This window comes from Acinetobacter sp. (assembly GCF_039596015.1).
In the GTDB taxonomy this organism is placed as follows: domain Bacteria; phylum Pseudomonadota; class Gammaproteobacteria; order Pseudomonadales; family Moraxellaceae; genus Acinetobacter.
Window position 1 is genome coordinate 78525 of sequence record NZ_JBCNKN010000006.1, and the last position, 17494, is coordinate 96018.

The following is a 17494-nucleotide window of genomic DNA, read 5'->3' on the forward strand; positions in this document are numbered from 1 at the left end:
CCAGAGAAAATTACCCCATGCGTTACCCTTTTATTGTTTGCACACTGCTGAGTAGTTTACTTCTTGTGACGGGCTGTCAGAAAAAGACCAGCCCAGAACCCCACCAGACTGCATCTGAACCGTTATCCACTCGTCCAAGCAGCGTGCAAGTCTTTGCAGCAACACCGCAGGATGCTGAAGATATTGCCCAATTTGAAAAGTTTAACCAAGACTTTCACAATATGTCTCAGGAAATGCGTGATGAACTACAACAGTTAAAGCAGCAAGGTCAGTTAACTCCTGAATTTCTTGCACAACGCAGACATGACCGTATTTTGTCTGCATTAAACATGCTAAAAGACATGGAGTTAAAAACGCAACAAGGACACTATATTCAAGGGCTAATGTATAGTTATTGGGAAGAAAGACTTAAACAATCAACGAATTCAACAAATGCCGCAACATCTGAGCCACAGCCAACAACAGCACATCTCATGACGCAAGCGGAACAACAGCTCGACTACTGGAAAAGCCAGCAGCCTCAACCTTAAAATTTTATCGTCATCAAAAAAATACCCATGAAAATAATTCATGGGTATTTGTGCATTATAAATCAGCGCTACCAACCAATTGAATCGAGTCGACCCTGAACAACTTACATGCGCCATCGCCAATGTTATAGTCATTCAAAGCAGACCGCCAAACGAGGTTTTTATCTTTTACCTCAACCAAATCACCTTTAAGACGAACCAAATCGCCACGTTTCACTTGTTTGATCTGCTGAGCAATCTGCGGATTGGCGGGAATAATGTGCATATTCGACACCATATCAATCGCTTCTCGTGGCGACACAGGTATGGTTTTCATTTTCCAGTTTAAGAACCGATCATACTGACGAACATCAATTTGACGGGCAATACTTGGGTTGGCAAACATTCCCCAACTAACAGCATAATCTATCGGAGAAAATTTGGCCTGTTCATCATTGGTATAGATTTTTGAACCTAAAATCCGAAATTCGCCCTGATAAGGTTTCAGTACAGAAATCGATTGCCCCTTCACTTCTGGCGCGAATCCATTGGCAATATTATATTCGGCTGAGCTGTTGTTTGAAGCAAAGGTTGCCACCGCGAATAGACTCAATACAACGCCACAGACAATACGACGAGCCTTATGCATTTTTTACAATCTCACTTCAATTCTTACCTTTAAATTTTAGAATTTTTCTGACAGAAAAGATTCAATGAAGCGTAACAACGCCCACAGGAACTGTTATATTTTTGTACTATTCCGATGCTTCATCCCAGTTGATGCGAATCGTTTCAAAACGTACCCGCCCCTGCTGAATCGCTTGGGCAATGGCTTGTTGGCCTTTAGTTAAACGTGCTTGTCCACTTTTAATATCAATAAGAACAATCTCTAAATCCTGTGCTTTTCCTGAACCATCACGAAATTCGCTGTAGCCGTTAAAAACCACATAATCGACAGGGTCACCCAAAAACTTGGCATCACTTGGTAAATAATTAAACCCAGGTAAAACAGGGGCAAATTGCTCCGCCATTTTTCCTTTCAGAACAGCGCGACTGGTATTGACACTACGGCGCTGGGCATCTTGCAATGCTTGCTGCTGTTCCATTTTAAGTTGGGTAATCTGTTGCTCATATTCGGCCTTAATTTTGCCATTACGCAAATTGGATAATAAAACCGTAGCAATAAAAGCACCAATCATGCCACCAATCAGCATTGCAACCCATATTGACATCTGAATTCCTGTCTCTTTTAAATGATGGCATTTAAACAAGCTTAGCCGTTTTTGTCATGTTACAAAACATTTAAAAGTGCTAAAGTAATTGCCATGCTCCTCTTGTTAAAAAATATTCGCCATGAAAACGATTTTAATTGCAAACCAAAAAGGTGGTTGTGGAAAAACTAATACCGCGATTACTTTAGCAACAGCACTTACAACGAAAGGATATCGTGTAGCACTTGCAGACGCAGATAATCAAAAATCATCTTTGCAATGGTTAAAACAACGTCCTGAAACAGCAGCCCAAATTCAAAGCCTAGACTGGCGTAATGAAAAATCGATTGGTGAAGTCCCTAAAAATATTGAGTATCTAATTATTGATGCGCCGGGTGCATTATCTGGAGAACATGCCGAGCAATTAATTAGCGAAAGCCATGCCATTATTACCCCATTACAACCTTCTTTTTTTGATATTGACAGTACACGTCGTTTTTTAAAACATTTACAAGATATTAAACGAATCCGTAAAGGAAAAGTTGAGATTTTCTTACTAGCAAACCGTGTTAAAGCCAACAGTGCAAGTGCCAAAAATATTCAGGACTTTTTTAATAAAATTGAACACGAACCAACTGCATGGATTTTAGAACGAAGTGCTTATGGACAACTTGCAGCACAGGGTCTTAGTATTTTTGATAAAACCCAGAAAAACTATGTCATGATCCAAAAACAATGGCAACCATTACTCAATGCCATTATTAACGATCCGACAGAATGGTTTTAATCATTTATCCCAATATAAACATGGTTTAAAATATAAAAACCTGAATAAATGTGAAGACTTGTACATTCGTTTGCCTTCACATTTTTTTCAGTTAAGATGAATCGGAGAATTATACTTTTAGATTTGAGGACGGACGTGCAAAAATCTGCTCCGATTGAACTTCACCGTATTTTATTGTTTGGCCTGTTTTTTATTTTATTATATTTAAGTTTTAGCGTACTTAAATATTTTATTATCCCTGTTGTGTGGGCCATGATTATCACTTATATGACATGGCCGATTTATCAGTGGATTTTGGCGAAAACGGGCGAACAACGTACGAATTTAGCGGCAATGCTAATGCTGAGCCTAATTACACTCATCATTGGCGTGCCGTTTATTTTAGCAGTAATGATTTTACAAAATGAAGGACAGCACCTTTATATACAGCTACAACAACAACTTTTTTCTGGGCATTTAACTGTTCCAGATTTTATTTTACAGCTTCCGATTATTGGTCAGGATATTCAACGTATTCTAAATGAAGTTAATAATAATCCGCAGGTATTAACACAGAATATTACCGGCTGGATTCAATCTCATCTCAATTATGGTCGTTTTGTTTTAAGTGAAATTAGCCGTAATTTCGTCAAATTCTTTCTGGTTTTGTTTTCATTATTTTTCTTTTATCGAGATGGCTCAACCATTTTAAATCAGGTGCGTACAGCACTTGAAAAAGTCATTGGCCCGAGAATAAACCATTATCTAAAAACAATTTCCGAAACAACCCGAGCCGTTGTTTATGGTTTTGGTTTAACTGCTATCGCACAGGCTTTACTGGCAGGCCTAAGCTATTTTGTTGCCGATGTGCCAAATCCAATGATGCTAACCATCATCACCTTTATGCTGGCATTAATTCCTTTTGGGACGCCTATTTCTTATTGCGCAGTTTCTTTGTGGTTATTCTCACAAGGTCAGATTATGGGTGCAGTCGGTGTGCTTGCATGGGGTGTTTGTATTGTCAGTACCTCGGATAATATCATCCGTCCTATGGTCATTTCGGGCGCAACACAAATTCCGTTTCTGATTATTATGTTTGGTGTGCTCGGTGGTATTGCCAGCTTTGGTTTGGTTGGTTTATTTATTGGCCCAGTAATTTTAGCCATCCTTCTTGCAATCTGGCGTGAATGGATTCAAGAAGTAAGAAAAATACCCGACTCTCAATCCTCCTAATTCATCTTCCCAAAATGTTATCTTCTCGATTTTAAAATGAAGATAACATTTCTCCCTTTTTGTAAAAAAACTTGCAAAAAGCCGTTTTTCATTAGATCTTTAAATTTCAAAACCAAAGCATCAACCGACATAATTTGTAAAATATCCAAAACTTAAATCAATCATTATTTATGGAAATCAAAATCAAGATTTGATGGTTTTACCATTCATTTGCTGTCCACCGCCATTGGCACTCAGCAATTTCATCAGGAACGATAGAATGAAGCATTTTTCTCTTATTACGACACTGTGCATCCTCTTTCCAATCGCTTTAACAGGATGTGCCAGCTTATCTTCTCCAGAACATGTACAAAAAGTAAGTCTTTATGCGGTATCTGACCAAGGCATACAACAAAAACTAGGCAGTGTGACACTGGAAGATAGCCCTCAAGGTCTAATTCTCAAAACCCATCTTTCAGATATTCCGTCTGGTCCACATGGCTTCCATATCCATGAAAATGCCAACTGTGGACCTCTGGGCGCAAATGGAAAAACAGGCGCAGCCCTCGCGGCAGGCGGACATTTTAACCCTGAAAACGTGGCACATCACGGCAGTCCACTGAATGGACATTTAGGCGATTTACCCGTACTGATTGCAGATGACAACGGTGATGCAAATCGAACACTCATTGCTCCACGTTTGAAACTCAGTGACATACACCAACATGCCATTGTGATTCATGCTAGTGGCGATAATTATGCCGATATACCCAAACCACTCGGTGGTGGTGGCAACCGAATCGCCTGCGGTATTATCCAATAAATCAGTCGTGTGGATATCCAAAAAGATATCCACAGTTTTGTCTAAATAATCTACATTTTGAATGTTTCTAAAAGTAAGAATAAGAATTGACAGCTGATGTAAAAGCAGTCAGTCTTTAAAAATTATCTACTTTCATAAAAATAAATCGTGAGCAATCTCTTTGCATTTTTAAAGCAATATCAATCCAATGCTTTAGTGATCTATTGCCTGCAAATGTTTATTGTTCTTTTTGGAACAACACTCGGTTTATTTTATACAGGCTTTCATCAACTCATTGCACCCATTACTCTTGGGGCTATAGCGGCATCATTAACCGACTTTGATGATCGACTCAGTATTCGTTTACGCAACTTTGTCTATGTTGCTGTTTTATTCTTTGCCACCAGTACCATTTTAGAATTTCTGGCACCTTATAAGTTTTTATTTATTGCTTACCTGTCTTTATCAAGTGTTCTGCTGGTTTTATTGGGCGCATTGGGGCAACGCTACGCGACCATTTCATTTGGCACAATTTTACTTTCCATCTACACCATGTTTGGGTTAGGTGAATATACGACATGGTCTTTTCAACCGCTATGTTTTGTCGCAGGTGCGCTCTGGTATAGCCTCACTTCAATTTTGTTTTATCTGCTCAAACCGACCCTTGCTGTACAAGATAACCTGTCACAAACCTTTCTAAGTATTGCCCAACTTCTTAAAAATAAAGCCCAACTGTTTGACCCCGACAACAGCATCCATGCCGAAAAATTATTGTTTGAGCTATCCTTCAAAAATGGAGCTGTTGTTCAATTGCTCAACACCAGTAAAGCATCGCTACTCACACGTTTAAAGGCTTCTCGTGCCAATAAACACACCATTTACTGGCTGCATCTTTATTTTTTAGCACAGGATATTCACGAAAAAGCGCTCTCCAACTATTTACATTATGAACGGCTCCAGCAAAATTTTAGTCGTAGTGATCTTATTTTTCGTATCCAGAAAAATGTCAAATTCCTTGCACGTGCCTGTCAGGATCTATCTGCCTGTATTTTACAACGCCAACCCTATCAACCCCGTGAAGAAGATGCGTTTGCGCTGACGCAACTAGAAAGTTCCATGCAGGACTGGATTGCACAAAACCCAGATAATCTGGAAGTACGAAATTTGCAGCTCATTGTCAAAAGCTTGCAAAACTTTCACGAACAATTAGCAGGGCTAAATACTGTTCAGCAACAATCCCCGACCTTCGTTGCAAAAGGCAATGATAATTTTAATTTGCTCGATGACGACGTACAGGACTGGCATGATCTTATTTTAAAATTTCGGGCACATCTGACACCACAGTCGGCACTTTTTCGTCATGCCATCCGCATTGCGGTGATCTTTATTGCGGGTTATGCCGTTTCACTATTGCCCTTTTCTCGCAATGGTTACTGGATTTTGCTCACAGGGTTGTTTGTGTGCCAAGTCAGTTATTTTGCCACCAAAAGCCGCCTGAAAATGCGAACTTTAGGGACATTACTCGGGGTCGTGCTTGGCATTCCAATTCTATATTTTGTCCCAAGCATTGAAGGTCAACTGATGTTGACAGTGATCTGCGGGGTTTATTTTTATTATCTCCGTGTCAAAAAATATTCCATCGCAACCCTGATGGCAACCTTGATGGTTTTGCTGATTTTTAATATGAAAGGTGCAGGTTATACCATCATTTTACCGAGGATTATCGATACATTATTGGGCTGTGGGATTGCATGGCTTGCAGTCAGTTTTATTTGGCCAGACTGGAATTTTCGGAATATCTCCAACAACATTCGCAACAATACTCAGGCAACGCTGAATTACTTCAATGAAGTGGTTCAACAATATCAACAGGGCAAAAATAACAGCATGGCTTATCGGCTTGCTCGACGTATGGCACACAACAAACAGACTGAACTTGCCAGCATGATTTCAAGCTTGAGTACAGAACCACATCCGAACTCAGACCTCATTCATACTGCTTTTCGTTATCTGGTCTATAGCCATAGTCAATTGAGCTATATTTCGGCTTTAGGAAGCCATCGGGAAATTGTTGCCGACCAACAGGTCGTGTCGCTTATGGTCTGGTGTCAATACACCCTCGATCAAGTGTTACTACAACAACAGCCATTACCGCAGCAAGACATTGAACACCAGCTAGATGAAATGCAACGCCTCAGCCGCCAAGAAAATTTATCCGCCAATAATTTATTGATTTTAAAACAAATGAGCCTTCTACTGGAAACCTTACCAGAGCTACTTCAGTTAAAAAACACCTTGCTTAAACAGGAAATCAAATAGGGAAATCATATGTCACATGCACGGGAGCATTCTCATCCACTCGTTTACATGATTATTGCCAGTGCTTTTATCCTGGCAATATCACTGGGCATTCGGCATGGTTTTGCCCTCTATATGATGCCAATGAGTGAGCAGTTTCACTGGAATCATCAAGTTTTTAGCTTAGCCATTGCCATGCAAAACCTGATTTGGGGATTTGCACAACCCTTTAGTGGCGCATTGGCAGATAAATATGGCAGTCGTATTGTAGTTGCCGTGGGTGGGCTTTTATATACGCTCGGTCTGGTGGTTATGGCTGTCAGTTCTACAGGACTGTTATTAAATTTAAGTCTGGGACTTATCTTGGGATTCGCACTATCAGCGACCTCTTTTTCAACCTTACTGTCTGCGATTGGACGTGCTGCACCACCAGAGAAACGCAGCATGGCAATGGGGATTGCCAGTGCCGCAGGTTCGTTGGGGCAATTCATTATGTTGCCATCAACGCTACTGCTGATTGAACATTGGGGATGGTCATCTGCATTATTTATCAGTGCTATTTTGAGTATTCTCATTCTCCCTTTGGCCTATTGGATTAAAAGCAATAAAATCCCAACGACCAAAGCCACATCATCCACGATTCCCCAACTGGGCTTTAAACAGATTTTACAGATTGCCCGCCACTATCGCCCGTTCTGGTGGCTATCGCTCGGCTTCTTCGTGTGTGGTTTTCAGGTGGTCTTTTTGGGCATACATTTACCGGGTTATTTGATTGATCATGGTTTTGATGTAAAAACAGGCACCATCTTTTTAGCTCTCGTTGGGTTATTTAATATTTTTGGAACATACGGCGCGGGTTGGTTAGGTGACCGTTATTCCAAACCAAAACTCTTAATGGCTCTGTATGGTTTGCGCGGTATTGCGATTGTTCTATTTCTCATCTGCCCATTGAGTACCTTTAGTGTCTATGTATTTGGGATGGTGATGGGGCTGTTATGGCTGTCAACTGTTCCACTAACAAACGGTTTAGTTGCGCAAATGTTTGGGGTGCAATACCTGTCAATGCTCAGTGGTATTGTTTTTCTCACCCATCAAGTTGGTTCTTTTCTCGGTGGATGGCTTGGCGGACTCAATCATGACTTAACTGGCAATTATAATTTTATTTGGATTTTTTCTATTTTTCTGAGTATGGTAGGTGTATTGGTGAACTTCTTTGTCAAAGAGGAGTCAGCGTTACATGAAAAAAACTAATTCAATGATGACACCCATCATATTGATCTTCACTTTCGGGCTATTGTTACTGGCGATTGCTTTGTGGCAAAAAACACCTGATTTATTTCAACATATTACACATATATTTTGTGCTTATTAATCCCACAAAAAAGCGCATTTAAATATGCGCTTTAGCGTTCAATCCTCAATCTTAGAAATCAAATCATTTCCCAAGTTGGTTCATCTTTTTGTGTCAGATGACATAGGGAAAACCACCTTAAAATTGATGATTTTCCTTACGGCGTTGCATTTCCTGTTTCAGGATTGCACGTGGCTTCAAAAACCATAGCCCAATTAAAACAAAACACGATAAGCCAAATGCAAGTACATGAAACTGCACATAAAGCGCACGCACCACTTCAATAATCACAAAAAAACTGAGCATCAGCAGCATCGATACACCTGCTGCAACCGTCCCTTTTGAAATTTCAGAGGACATGAGTGCAAAACGATACATGACCGAAAAACCAATGCCCTCACCAAAACTAATCAAGGTCATTCCCACCAATAGACACACCGAAAGATAGTGCTGCCAGAACACACCGAACATCAAAATCAGGGTTCCAAGCAACATGATCGGCAACCCCATAAAAATGGTTTTTCCCAAAGGGTAACGGTCAATCATTTTAATTAATGCCACATTGCCCAAAATCAGCCCGATAAAAACAGGAAACTGCGCCAAACCATATTGCACACTGCTAAATTTCAGCTCCTCAACCAACATCACAGGGGAAAGTGCAATCCAGAGCATCAATGGCAAATTGACCAATGGCAATGCCAGACTTAAACCCAGAAATTTTTTATCGGTATAGAGGGTTTTAAAATCATCGAATAAGTAAATAAATGGCTGACGCGTTACACTTCTTTGCTGTTGAGGCATTTTGGCTTTTAAACCAAACCAGCTCAAAAATGCCAAACACGCAATAGCAACAAAGCCCCAATGCCAAGACACATAATCGATCAGGAATGCACCCAAAACTGGCCCAAGTAACGGTGCAAGTAATGACATATTTGCCATTAAGGCCATGACTTTAATGGCATCTCGCTCTTCAAATGTTTCCTGAATGGCGGCATAACCAACCGCCGAAATCACGGTTAAACCAATGCCCTGTAATAATCGAAGCATTAAAAATTGCGTTATATTTTGCGTCAATAATGTCAACAAGCAACTCAATGCAAAGAACAGAACCCCAGCCAATAAAACCCGCTTGCGCCCCAAACGGTCAGACAAAGGCCCCAACAACCAAGCAAGGCAAGCACCGCCCAGTAAATAAAACGACATTGAGGATGGTGCCCATGTTGCACTCACCCCAAAGTCCTGTGTAATCCGCAGCATGGCGGGCTGAATCAAATCGTTGCCGATATAAACTGCAAACTCAAAGAGTACCAGTGCCAGCGGAAACATGAAGGTTGAACGGTTTAACGTCGTGGTTTGAATATTTTTCATGAGTTCTACACGTCTAAATAGCAGGCATCCTGTCTGAACACCACATATTTAAAAACAATAATGTCGTAACCAAGATGACAAGGTCTAAATAATTTTTAACTTCAATTTTGATATGCAGTGAGCGTGCATATTTAGAATGTGAAACACCGTATTCACAAGGTGTCTAAAAGATGTGAAAAATTAGATCATATAAATAAATGAAATCTTACCTTTTGGCAAAATCACGAGAACACATTAACATTTTTAAAATTGTTCAGCAATGACATGACAGGAGATGGATAAGATACTCAAATTCCGTTTACAGGCATCATCCGCGCTTGGGTATAAACTCAAAGTTATCCACATTTTTCCTATTGTTTCAGCATTGCACCCTATCATTGTTGATTTTTAAGCAACAATATTTTGTCCATTCAAGCATTTTTTAAACAATATATCTTTCGTATATTAGCCCCAGTTCAATTTTAATCGATTTATCATGAGTAACATTCTAATTATTAATGGTGCTAAACAGTTTGCACATTCCAACGGTCAATTAAATGACGCACTCACGGACTTTGCCGAAACGCATTTACACAGTCTAGGCCATACTGTTCAAATTACCCGTGCCGACCAAGCATACGAAGCGGCGCAGGAAGTGGAAAAATTTCTATGGGCCGATGTCATCATTTACCAAATGCCGGGTTGGTGGATGGGGGCCCCGTGGACAGTGAAAAAATATATTGATGATATTTTTACTTTGGGGCATGGCAGCCTATATGCAAACGATGGACGTAGCCGTTCCGATGCTTCAAAAAAATATGGTTCAGGTGGCCTGATTCAGGGCAAAAAATACATGTTATCTTTAACATGGAATGCGCCCATTGAAGCATTTAATGAACCAGATCAGTTCTTTGAAGGTGTTGGTGTTGATGGCGTTTACTTGCCATTTCATAAAGCCAATCAGTTTTTGGGGATGCAGCCGCTAGATACCTTTATTGTTAACGATGTCATTAAAATGCCCGATGTACCACGTTATATTGATGAATATCGTAGCCATTTGAATACATTATTCACGCAACACTAAGGAACATATCACATGCTCACCATCATTGCCGATATTCAGGTTCACGCTGCAAAAAACCGCCAACTCGTTCTGGATGCTTTAGCCCTGATCCGCCCCGTGGTATTAGCCGAGGCAGGTTGTCATGGTTATGAACCTTTAGTGGATCACAACACTTCAGCGCCCTTTCAAACCGTAGATCCAAATAGCATTTTAATGCTTGAAAAATGGCAAACGGTTGAACATCTTAAAGCGCATTTATCTACACCGCATATGTTGGCTTACCAAGAGCAAGTAAAAGATTATGTCCGTGATGTAAAAATTCGAATTTTAGAAACAGGCATTTAAATTCAACAAGAAGATGATCCTTCATCTTCTTGTTTCACGACCATAATTTAAGCCATCATTTTTTTCAAAAAAATCTAGAATGAAATTTTCGCCATCCCATTATCTAATATTTCCAATCCTGTTAAATTTGGCACTGAATATATTCTAAAACCTTATAAACATTAAGGGCACAATTGGCTCTGGAAACCGTTGCTCTTCTCCGCTCGGACACATTGATAGCTCTGCTGTTTATTCTGTAATTGCCATTTTTCTTGGTCTAATTTAAATGAATATTCAGTCCGAACCGCAGAAACCGAATCATCCATCAAACCTGTTTGAGTGACCGTAATTTTGGCAGCTGTTGGTGACTCGATCCGATCAAAAACTTGTTCGATGGAAGTATTCAAATATTCTCCGCGAATCTCAGGCTGGGCTTTTAAAACCTGCTGAAGTGGGCTTTCGTGGGTATTTGATGACACTGACGTATGCGTGGTGGCACAGCCAGTCATAAGGCCTAAAAATAATCCTGATAGTATGAGTAAACGTAACATTATTTTATATCTATATATTAAAAATTAAGGTGTAGCACTTATCATGCTACACCTTTAAAGATTACACTGTAGAAACTATGTAGTTTCTAAACTTGTATGTCTTTTATAAATCAAATAATTTCCCTGGATTCATAATCCCATTCGGGTCAAAAACTTTCTTCAAAGCTTTCATATATTCAATTTCTTCTGGCGAACGTGAATACTCTAAATATGGTTTTTTGGTCATTCCCACACCATGCTCGGCAGAAATTGAACCATCATATTTTTTCACGGTATCAAACACATATTTATTCACCACCTGACATTTGGCAAAGAATTCGTCTTTGCTTAAATCAGTAGGTTTTAAAATATTTAAATGCAAGTTGCCATCGCCAATATGACCGAACCAGCAGATTTCAAAGTCAGGATAGTTTTCCTGAACAATCTGATCAATTTCGGCAATAAAAGCAGGAACATGCGTAATCAAGACTGAAATATCATTTTTATATGGAGTAAATGGTGCAATTGACTCGGAAATGTCTTCACGCAAACGCCATAAATTATGTAGCTGCTCAAGGCTTTGGCTCATCACGCCATCAAGAATCCAACCTTGTTCCATGCAATGCTCAAAAATTTCCATTGCCTTGTCCATAATTGGCTCATACGGCGCTTCAAATTCAAGCAATACATAAAATGGGCATTCTGTTTCAAATGGGCGTTGTACATGACCATTGGCAAGTACTTTTTGCATCGCCAATTCGCCAAAAAATTCAAATGCAGTTAAATCAATTTTACTTTGGAAAGCATGTAAAATTGGCATAATGGCTTCAAAATCAGGGACACCCAAAACCATCACTTGTAAATCATGCGGTTGGCGTTCTAGTTTGATTTCAGCTTCGGTGACTAACCCAAGTGTACCCTCACCACCAATAAAGAGATGCTGCATGGCATAGCCTGTTGCATTTTTAATCATCCCTTTGTTTAAACGGATGACATCGCCTTTACCTGTCACGACAGTTAAACCGAGTACCCAATTGCGCGTCATGCCATATTTAATGACTTTAATGCCGCCTGCATTGGTACCGATGTTTCCACCAATTTGTGATGATCCTGCCGATGCAAAATCAACAGGATAATACATGCCCTGTTCTTCTGCATAATCTTGCAACTGTTCTGTGACCACACCCGCTTGTACACGTACCATTCGATCTGCTGGGAAAAATTCCAGAATCTGGTTCATTTTGTCCATGCTCACCACAATTTCACCGTTGGCAGCGACTGCGCCTGCCGACAATCCTGTACGACCGCCTGATGGTGTAATGGCAACATTAAATTGATTCGCCAGTTTGACAATCTGTTGCACCTGTTCAGTGCTCGATGGGAAAACAATTACCGATGGGTTCGGATCAAAATGTTTTGTATGATCTTTTCCCCAATTTTCGAGACTATCAGCATCGGTTTTAATTCGGTTTTCACCCACAATTGCTGTGAGTTGGGTCAGTAAATCAGGTGTTAAAGCGACTGGAACATTCATCGTTTGCAGACCTAGCAAGAAGTAAACTATGGTGGGACGGTGTTCATATGAACGAATATATTCTACATGTAACCGTACAAGCGATAAAGTTCAGAATAGAGATACTGTCACTGCAAAACATATTTAACGCCAATTGAGTGCTAATTATAAAGTTTTAATCGAAAGATCAGATTTAAATGACAGATCAATCATATTTTAAACGACTCAACAGGCCATAAACAGAAGTGATTAGATATAGATAAAATTGCCATAAGGCGATGGTATAAACGAAATATCTATCACACCGCCCATTATGTTATTATACCGCCACCAAATTTGGCCTTTGTAGCGGAGCCGTAATGAGCCAACATCTTTCTCTACCTAAAGATAAAATTCGTTTCTTATTGTTAGAAGGCGTACATCAAAACGCAATTGACACGTTAAACGCTGCTGGTTACACCAATATCGACTATCACAAGACTGCTCTTGAAGGCGAAGCACTAAAAGAAGCAATCAAGGATGCTCACTTTGTTGGGATTCGTTCACGTACACAATTAACCGAAGAAATCTTTGAAGCAGCACCAAAATTAATTGCTGTCGGTTGTTTCTGTATCGGAACCAACCAGGTGGATCTAAAAGCAGCAATGAGTCACGGGATTCCTGTATTCAATGCGCCATATTCAAATACTCGTTCGGTTGCTGAACTTGTACTTGCTGAAGCAATTTTATTACTACGTCGTGTACCAGAAAAATCAAAAACAACGCATGCAGGCGGTTGGCAAAAAGCAGCTGTTGGTTCGTTTGAAACGCGTGGTAAAACTTTAGGTATTGTGGGTTATGGCTCGATTGGCTCGCAACTTTCTGTGCTTGCAGAAAGCTTGGGGATGCATGTCATTTATTATGATGTCGTGACAAAACTTCCAATGGGGAACGCACGTCAGGTCGGTAGCCTTGATGAACTTCTAGAAACTGCTGATGTTGTCACATTACATGTTCCTGATGTTCCGTCTACACGTAACTTCTTCACTAAAGACCAGTTTGCAAAAATGAAAGAAGGCTCTATTTTCATCAATGCTGCACGTGGTACATGTGTTGTAATTGAAGATTTAGCGGCTGCAATTACATCTGGTCATATTGCTGGTGCTGCGGTTGATGTATTCCCGAAAGAACCTAAAGCCAATGGTGAAGAATTCCAATCACCATTACGTGGTTTAGACAACGTGATCTTAACCCCTCACGTGGGTGGTTCAACGATGGAAGCGCAAGCAAACATCGGTTTAGAAGTTGCAGAGAAATTTGTAGCGTATTCTGACAAAGGTATGACACTTTCTGCGGTGAACTTCCCAGAAATCGCATTGCCAATGACTGAAGGTAAACACCGTTTATTGCACATCCACAAAAACATTCCAGGTGTGTTATCTAAAATTAACAACCTGTTTGCAGAACAAAATATCAACATCTCTGGTCAAACTTTAATGACCAAAGGCGATGTTGGTTACTTGGTGATGGACGTTGATGCTTCAGCGTCTCAAGAAGCACTAGATACTCTTCATAATGTTGAAGGTACTATCCGCGTGCGTGTATTGTTCTAAGTCAGTCAATACAAACCAAAAGCCACAACAGCATCTGTTGTGGCTTTTTTATTTATCAGGCATGCTGAGAACAATTTGATAATATCTCTCAATCATGCTTAAGAAAAATACCACCTTACAATCCTTATGCTTATTATTGCTTGCCATGATCAGTGTGCAAAGTAGTGCTTCACTTGCCAAAAGTCTGTTTGCCTTATTTCCTGTTCTCAGTGTTTCTGCTTTACGTCTTTTTTTGGGTTTTAGTTTACTGGCACTTTTTTTTAAAATCTGGACAGTCCATGTCCATAAAATTCGCTGGAAAACCATTATCAGTTATGGTGCTGCCCTTGCAGGCATGAATGCACTCTTTTATTTAGCATTACAACGTCTACCCTTAGGCATTACCGTTTCATTCGAGTTTGTCGGCCCACTCAGCGTTGCATTGTTTCATGCCAAAACCCGCTTCGATTTTGTTTGGGTAATTCTCGCCATTTTCGGTTTGGTTTTGATGTTTCCCTTTCAAGATCTGCATCGTTCCCTCGACTTTATGGGTGTCGCACTCGCATTGGGCGCTGGTGCGTGTTGGGCAATTTATATTTTATCGGGTCAAAAAAGTTCAGGTATTTCAGGACAGCATACCGTCTGTTTAGGAATGATGATTGGTTCATGTATTTTAATGCCGATTGCACTTGCCACAGGAATGCCAAACCAAGTATTAAGCATTCCTTATCTGTTCTATTTTCTACTTTTGGCCATCCTCGCCAGTGCTTTACCTTTTTCCCTCGAGATGGTTGCACTACGCCATCTATCCCCATTGTCATTTGGAACGCTCATGAGCCTTGAGCCAGTATTGGCTGCATTTTCAGGGATTATTTTCTTATCTGAACATCTGCTTTGGACACAATGGCTGGCTTTGGTGATGATCATGATTGCCTCTCTCGGCTGTACTTACACAACACACCAAGCCAAACAACGTATCGAAAGACAACTACAGGAAAATCAAACATCCTGATGCAAATGCAGGATGTTTTAAATATGATATGGATGAGATTAATATTCCCTTCTATAAAAAATAAAATGATTTAAACTTTAACTTCAAAAACCATCATTTAGATGTCACTAGATTTTTATATCAACAAAAATAGTGACATGCCCATACATGAACTCAAGTTGTAAACATCTGATAACTAATACGGCAGATCAAGATACTGACCAATACCAAAAAGATTTTACGAATAAAACCACTGCCATATTTTAATGCCGTTCTAACACCGACAACAGAACCAATCACATTGGCAACCGCCATCATCAAACCTACACCAAGCCACACATGTCCAGTAGGAATTAGAAAACTCAGCGCTGCAAAATTGGTCATAAAATTACCAATTTTTGACAATGCAGAGGCATGTAAAAAATCGACACCTAAGAAACGGATAAAAAAGAAAATAAAGAAACTACCTGTTCCCGGCCCAAAAATACCATCATAGAAACCAATCGCAAGGCTACCAATTGCCGCCAGAATCAGAACTTTAGGCGTAATCTTCAATTCATAATGAACTTGCCCAAAATCCTTTTTCATGAGGGTATAAATGGCAATCACAATCAACATGACCAATACAAAAGGTCTTAAAATAGATTGTGGAATCATCGACAGACATGCTGCACCTGCAAAAGCACTGATCAAGGCACAAACGGCTATCACCGCCAAAAGTTTCCACTGCAACTTTACTTTACGTGCGAAACTATAAGCCGCTGAAGCTGTCCCGCAAATAGAGGACATTTTATTGGTGCCAATCACTGTTGCCGTCGACATACTTGGAAAAGTACTCATAATCCCGGGGATTTGAATCAACCCTCCGCCCCCAACGGCTGCATCTATCGCCCCTGCTGTGAATGCAAAACCAATTAAGCTGAGCGCTGTCAGAACACTTATATCCATATCTGTATCACTTGTCTAAATGAAGAATCCGTTTGGGAACCAAACGCTTTTTATCGGTAATTTCTGCCAAACCTAGGCAAAGATCTGCATCAAATACCAATACTTGCTCAGCTGCGGCATGTTCAATGTTGCTTTCCATGCCGTTGCAAAAATATGATTTACGCCCTTCTGGCACCTGCACTTGCGGGAAATGTTCGACAGGCGCATAGGCAGGCAAGAGTAAAGCCTCACGTTCGGCTTCAGTTAAACGCTCGAGATATTCGATGGTATATTCAGGAATTAAATCGAAGTGTCCTGTAGCCGTCCGATGCAAGCTTGCCAAATGCGCACCACAACCGAGTGCCTCACCAATATCTTCACCTAACACACGAATATACGTTCCTTTTGAACAGGTCACGTCAAGTGTGAGGGTATTTTGGGTAAAGTCCAATAATTCAAGCTGATAAATAGTGATTGAACGTGCTTCACGCTCGACTTCAATGCCCTGACGTGCCAGCTCATACAAAGGTTTCCCTTGTTTTTTCAAGGCTGAATACATCGGTGGAATCTGTTGCAGATCACCACGGAATTGTTCTAAAACCTGTTCAATTTTTTCAAGCGTCAATTCAGGAATATCACGTTGTTTTAAGATCTCACCTTCAACATCACCTGTTGCGGTGGTAATTCCTAGACGAACCGTGGTTTGATAGCGTTTGACCGAATCTAATAAATAGTGTGAAAACTTGGTCGCCTCTCCCAAACAAATCGGGAGTAAGCCTGTGGCAAGCGGGTCTAATGCCCCTGTATGTCCTGCTTTTTCAGCACGAAATAACCAGCGTACCTTTTGCAATGCTGCATTGGAGCTAATATCCAAAGGCTTATTTAGTAAAAAAACACCACTGATTGGACGACGGGAAATTTTTTGTTTAGCGGCAGACATACATATGCTTTCATATCAACGACAGCCTATCTTAGCAAAATATAAACAAAATGACAAATTATGAACATTTTGTTCAGATAAGAATAAAATATTTAGAATGAATCTAGAAAAGCAGACTAACAAATTGTTTTTTATCATT

General features: G+C 40.2%; 17 protein-coding genes. 10 read left to right on the top strand and 7 right to left on the bottom strand.

Annotated features, from left to right (window positions below):
* Nucleotides 1-17: 17 nt before the first annotated feature.
* Complete coding sequence (locus ABDV70_RS08140) at nt 18-530, top strand: hypothetical protein (RefSeq protein WP_343596906.1); 513 nt, start codon at nt 18-20, stop codon at nt 528-530.
* Between the two features lie 55 nt (nt 531-585).
* Here ABDV70_RS08140 and ABDV70_RS08145 read toward each other — a convergent pair whose 3' ends face one another.
* The gene (locus ABDV70_RS08145) at nt 586-1158 is read right to left on the bottom strand and encodes a hypothetical protein (RefSeq protein ID WP_343596908.1); all 573 of its coding nucleotides are present in this window, start codon (nt 1156-1158) and stop codon (nt 586-588) included.
* A 106-nt stretch (nt 1159-1264) separates the two neighbouring features.
* Nucleotides 1265-1741 carry a Holliday junction resolvase-like protein gene (locus ABDV70_RS08150; protein WP_343596910.1) on the bottom strand — a complete coding sequence of 159 codons (477 nt, stop codon included), beginning with the start codon at nt 1739-1741 and terminating at the stop codon, nt 1265-1267.
* 121 nt (nt 1742-1862) lie between these two features.
* On the opposite strand from ABDV70_RS08150, the gene ABDV70_RS08155 reads away from it, so the two are divergent.
* The 5 genes from ABDV70_RS08155 (at nt 1863) to ABDV70_RS08175 (ending at nt 8049) form a co-directional block, all read left to right on the top strand.
* The gene (locus ABDV70_RS08155) at nt 1863-2507 is read left to right on the top strand and encodes a ParA family protein (protein ID WP_343596911.1); all 645 of its coding nucleotides are present in this window, start codon (nt 1863-1865) and stop codon (nt 2505-2507) included.
* Nucleotides 2508-2642: 135 nt separating this feature from the next.
* The gene (locus ABDV70_RS08160) at nt 2643-3719 is read left to right on the top strand and encodes an AI-2E family transporter (protein WP_343596913.1); all 1077 of its coding nucleotides are present in this window, start codon (nt 2643-2645) and stop codon (nt 3717-3719) included.
* A 259-nt stretch (nt 3720-3978) separates the two neighbouring features.
* Nucleotides 3979-4521 carry a superoxide dismutase family protein gene (locus ABDV70_RS08165; RefSeq protein ID WP_343596915.1) on the top strand — a complete coding sequence of 181 codons (543 nt, stop codon included), beginning with the start codon at nt 3979-3981 and terminating at the stop codon, nt 4519-4521.
* A gap of 147 nt (nt 4522-4668) precedes the next feature.
* Nucleotides 4669-6819 carry a YccS family putative transporter gene (yccS, locus tag ABDV70_RS08170; protein WP_343596918.1) on the top strand — a complete coding sequence of 717 codons (2151 nt, stop codon included), beginning with the start codon at nt 4669-4671 and terminating at the stop codon, nt 6817-6819.
* Between the two features lie 9 nt (nt 6820-6828).
* Nucleotides 6829-8049 (top strand): MFS transporter, encoded by a 1221-nt coding sequence (locus tag ABDV70_RS08175; protein WP_343596920.1) that lies wholly within the window; start codon nt 6829-6831, stop codon nt 8047-8049.
* A 238-nt stretch (nt 8050-8287) separates the two neighbouring features.
* Here ABDV70_RS08175 and ABDV70_RS08180 read toward each other — a convergent pair whose 3' ends face one another.
* Nucleotides 8288-9517: an MFS transporter gene (locus tag ABDV70_RS08180; RefSeq protein WP_343596922.1), complete on the bottom strand. Its 1230-nt coding sequence runs from the start codon at nt 9515-9517 to the stop codon at nt 8288-8290.
* Nucleotides 9518-9992: 475 nt separating this feature from the next.
* Here ABDV70_RS08180 and ABDV70_RS08185 point away from each other — a divergent pair, with 475 nt between their 5' ends.
* Nucleotides 9993-10580 (top strand): NAD(P)H-dependent oxidoreductase, encoded by a 588-nt coding sequence (locus tag ABDV70_RS08185; protein ID WP_343596924.1) that lies wholly within the window; start codon nt 9993-9995, stop codon nt 10578-10580.
* A gap of 12 nt (nt 10581-10592) precedes the next feature.
* The gene (locus tag ABDV70_RS08190; protein ID WP_343596926.1) at nt 10593-10904 is read left to right on the top strand and encodes a putative quinol monooxygenase; all 312 of its coding nucleotides are present in this window, start codon (nt 10593-10595) and stop codon (nt 10902-10904) included.
* Nucleotides 10905-11065: 161 nt separating this feature from the next.
* On the opposite strand, the gene ABDV70_RS08195 is transcribed toward ABDV70_RS08190, so the two are convergent.
* Nucleotides 11066-11434 carry a hypothetical protein gene (locus tag ABDV70_RS08195; protein ID WP_343596928.1) on the bottom strand — a complete coding sequence of 123 codons (369 nt, stop codon included), beginning with the start codon at nt 11432-11434 and terminating at the stop codon, nt 11066-11068.
* A 103-nt stretch (nt 11435-11537) separates the two neighbouring features.
* Entirely contained in the window at nt 11538-12947 is a 1410-nt protein-coding gene (locus tag ABDV70_RS08200) for an FAD-binding oxidoreductase (RefSeq protein WP_343596930.1), read from the bottom strand.
* A gap of 338 nt (nt 12948-13285) precedes the next feature.
* On the opposite strand from ABDV70_RS08200, the gene serA reads away from it, so the two are divergent.
* Nucleotides 13286-14518: a phosphoglycerate dehydrogenase gene (gene serA, locus ABDV70_RS08205; protein WP_343596932.1), complete on the top strand. Its 1233-nt coding sequence runs from the start codon at nt 13286-13288 to the stop codon at nt 14516-14518.
* A 94-nt stretch (nt 14519-14612) separates the two neighbouring features.
* Nucleotides 14613-15509 carry an EamA family transporter gene (locus ABDV70_RS08210; RefSeq protein WP_343596934.1) on the top strand — a complete coding sequence of 299 codons (897 nt, stop codon included), beginning with the start codon at nt 14613-14615 and terminating at the stop codon, nt 15507-15509.
* A gap of 153 nt (nt 15510-15662) precedes the next feature.
* Here ABDV70_RS08210 and ABDV70_RS08215 read toward each other — a convergent pair whose 3' ends face one another.
* Both ABDV70_RS08215 and truB read right to left on the bottom strand, forming a co-directional pair.
* The gene (locus ABDV70_RS08215; protein ID WP_343596936.1) at nt 15663-16436 is read right to left on the bottom strand and encodes a TSUP family transporter; all 774 of its coding nucleotides are present in this window, start codon (nt 16434-16436) and stop codon (nt 15663-15665) included.
* 7 nt (nt 16437-16443) lie between these two features.
* Nucleotides 16444-17355: a tRNA pseudouridine(55) synthase TruB gene (truB, locus tag ABDV70_RS08220; RefSeq protein WP_343596938.1), complete on the bottom strand. Its 912-nt coding sequence runs from the start codon at nt 17353-17355 to the stop codon at nt 16444-16446.
* Between the last annotated feature and the right edge of the window lie 139 nt (nt 17356-17494).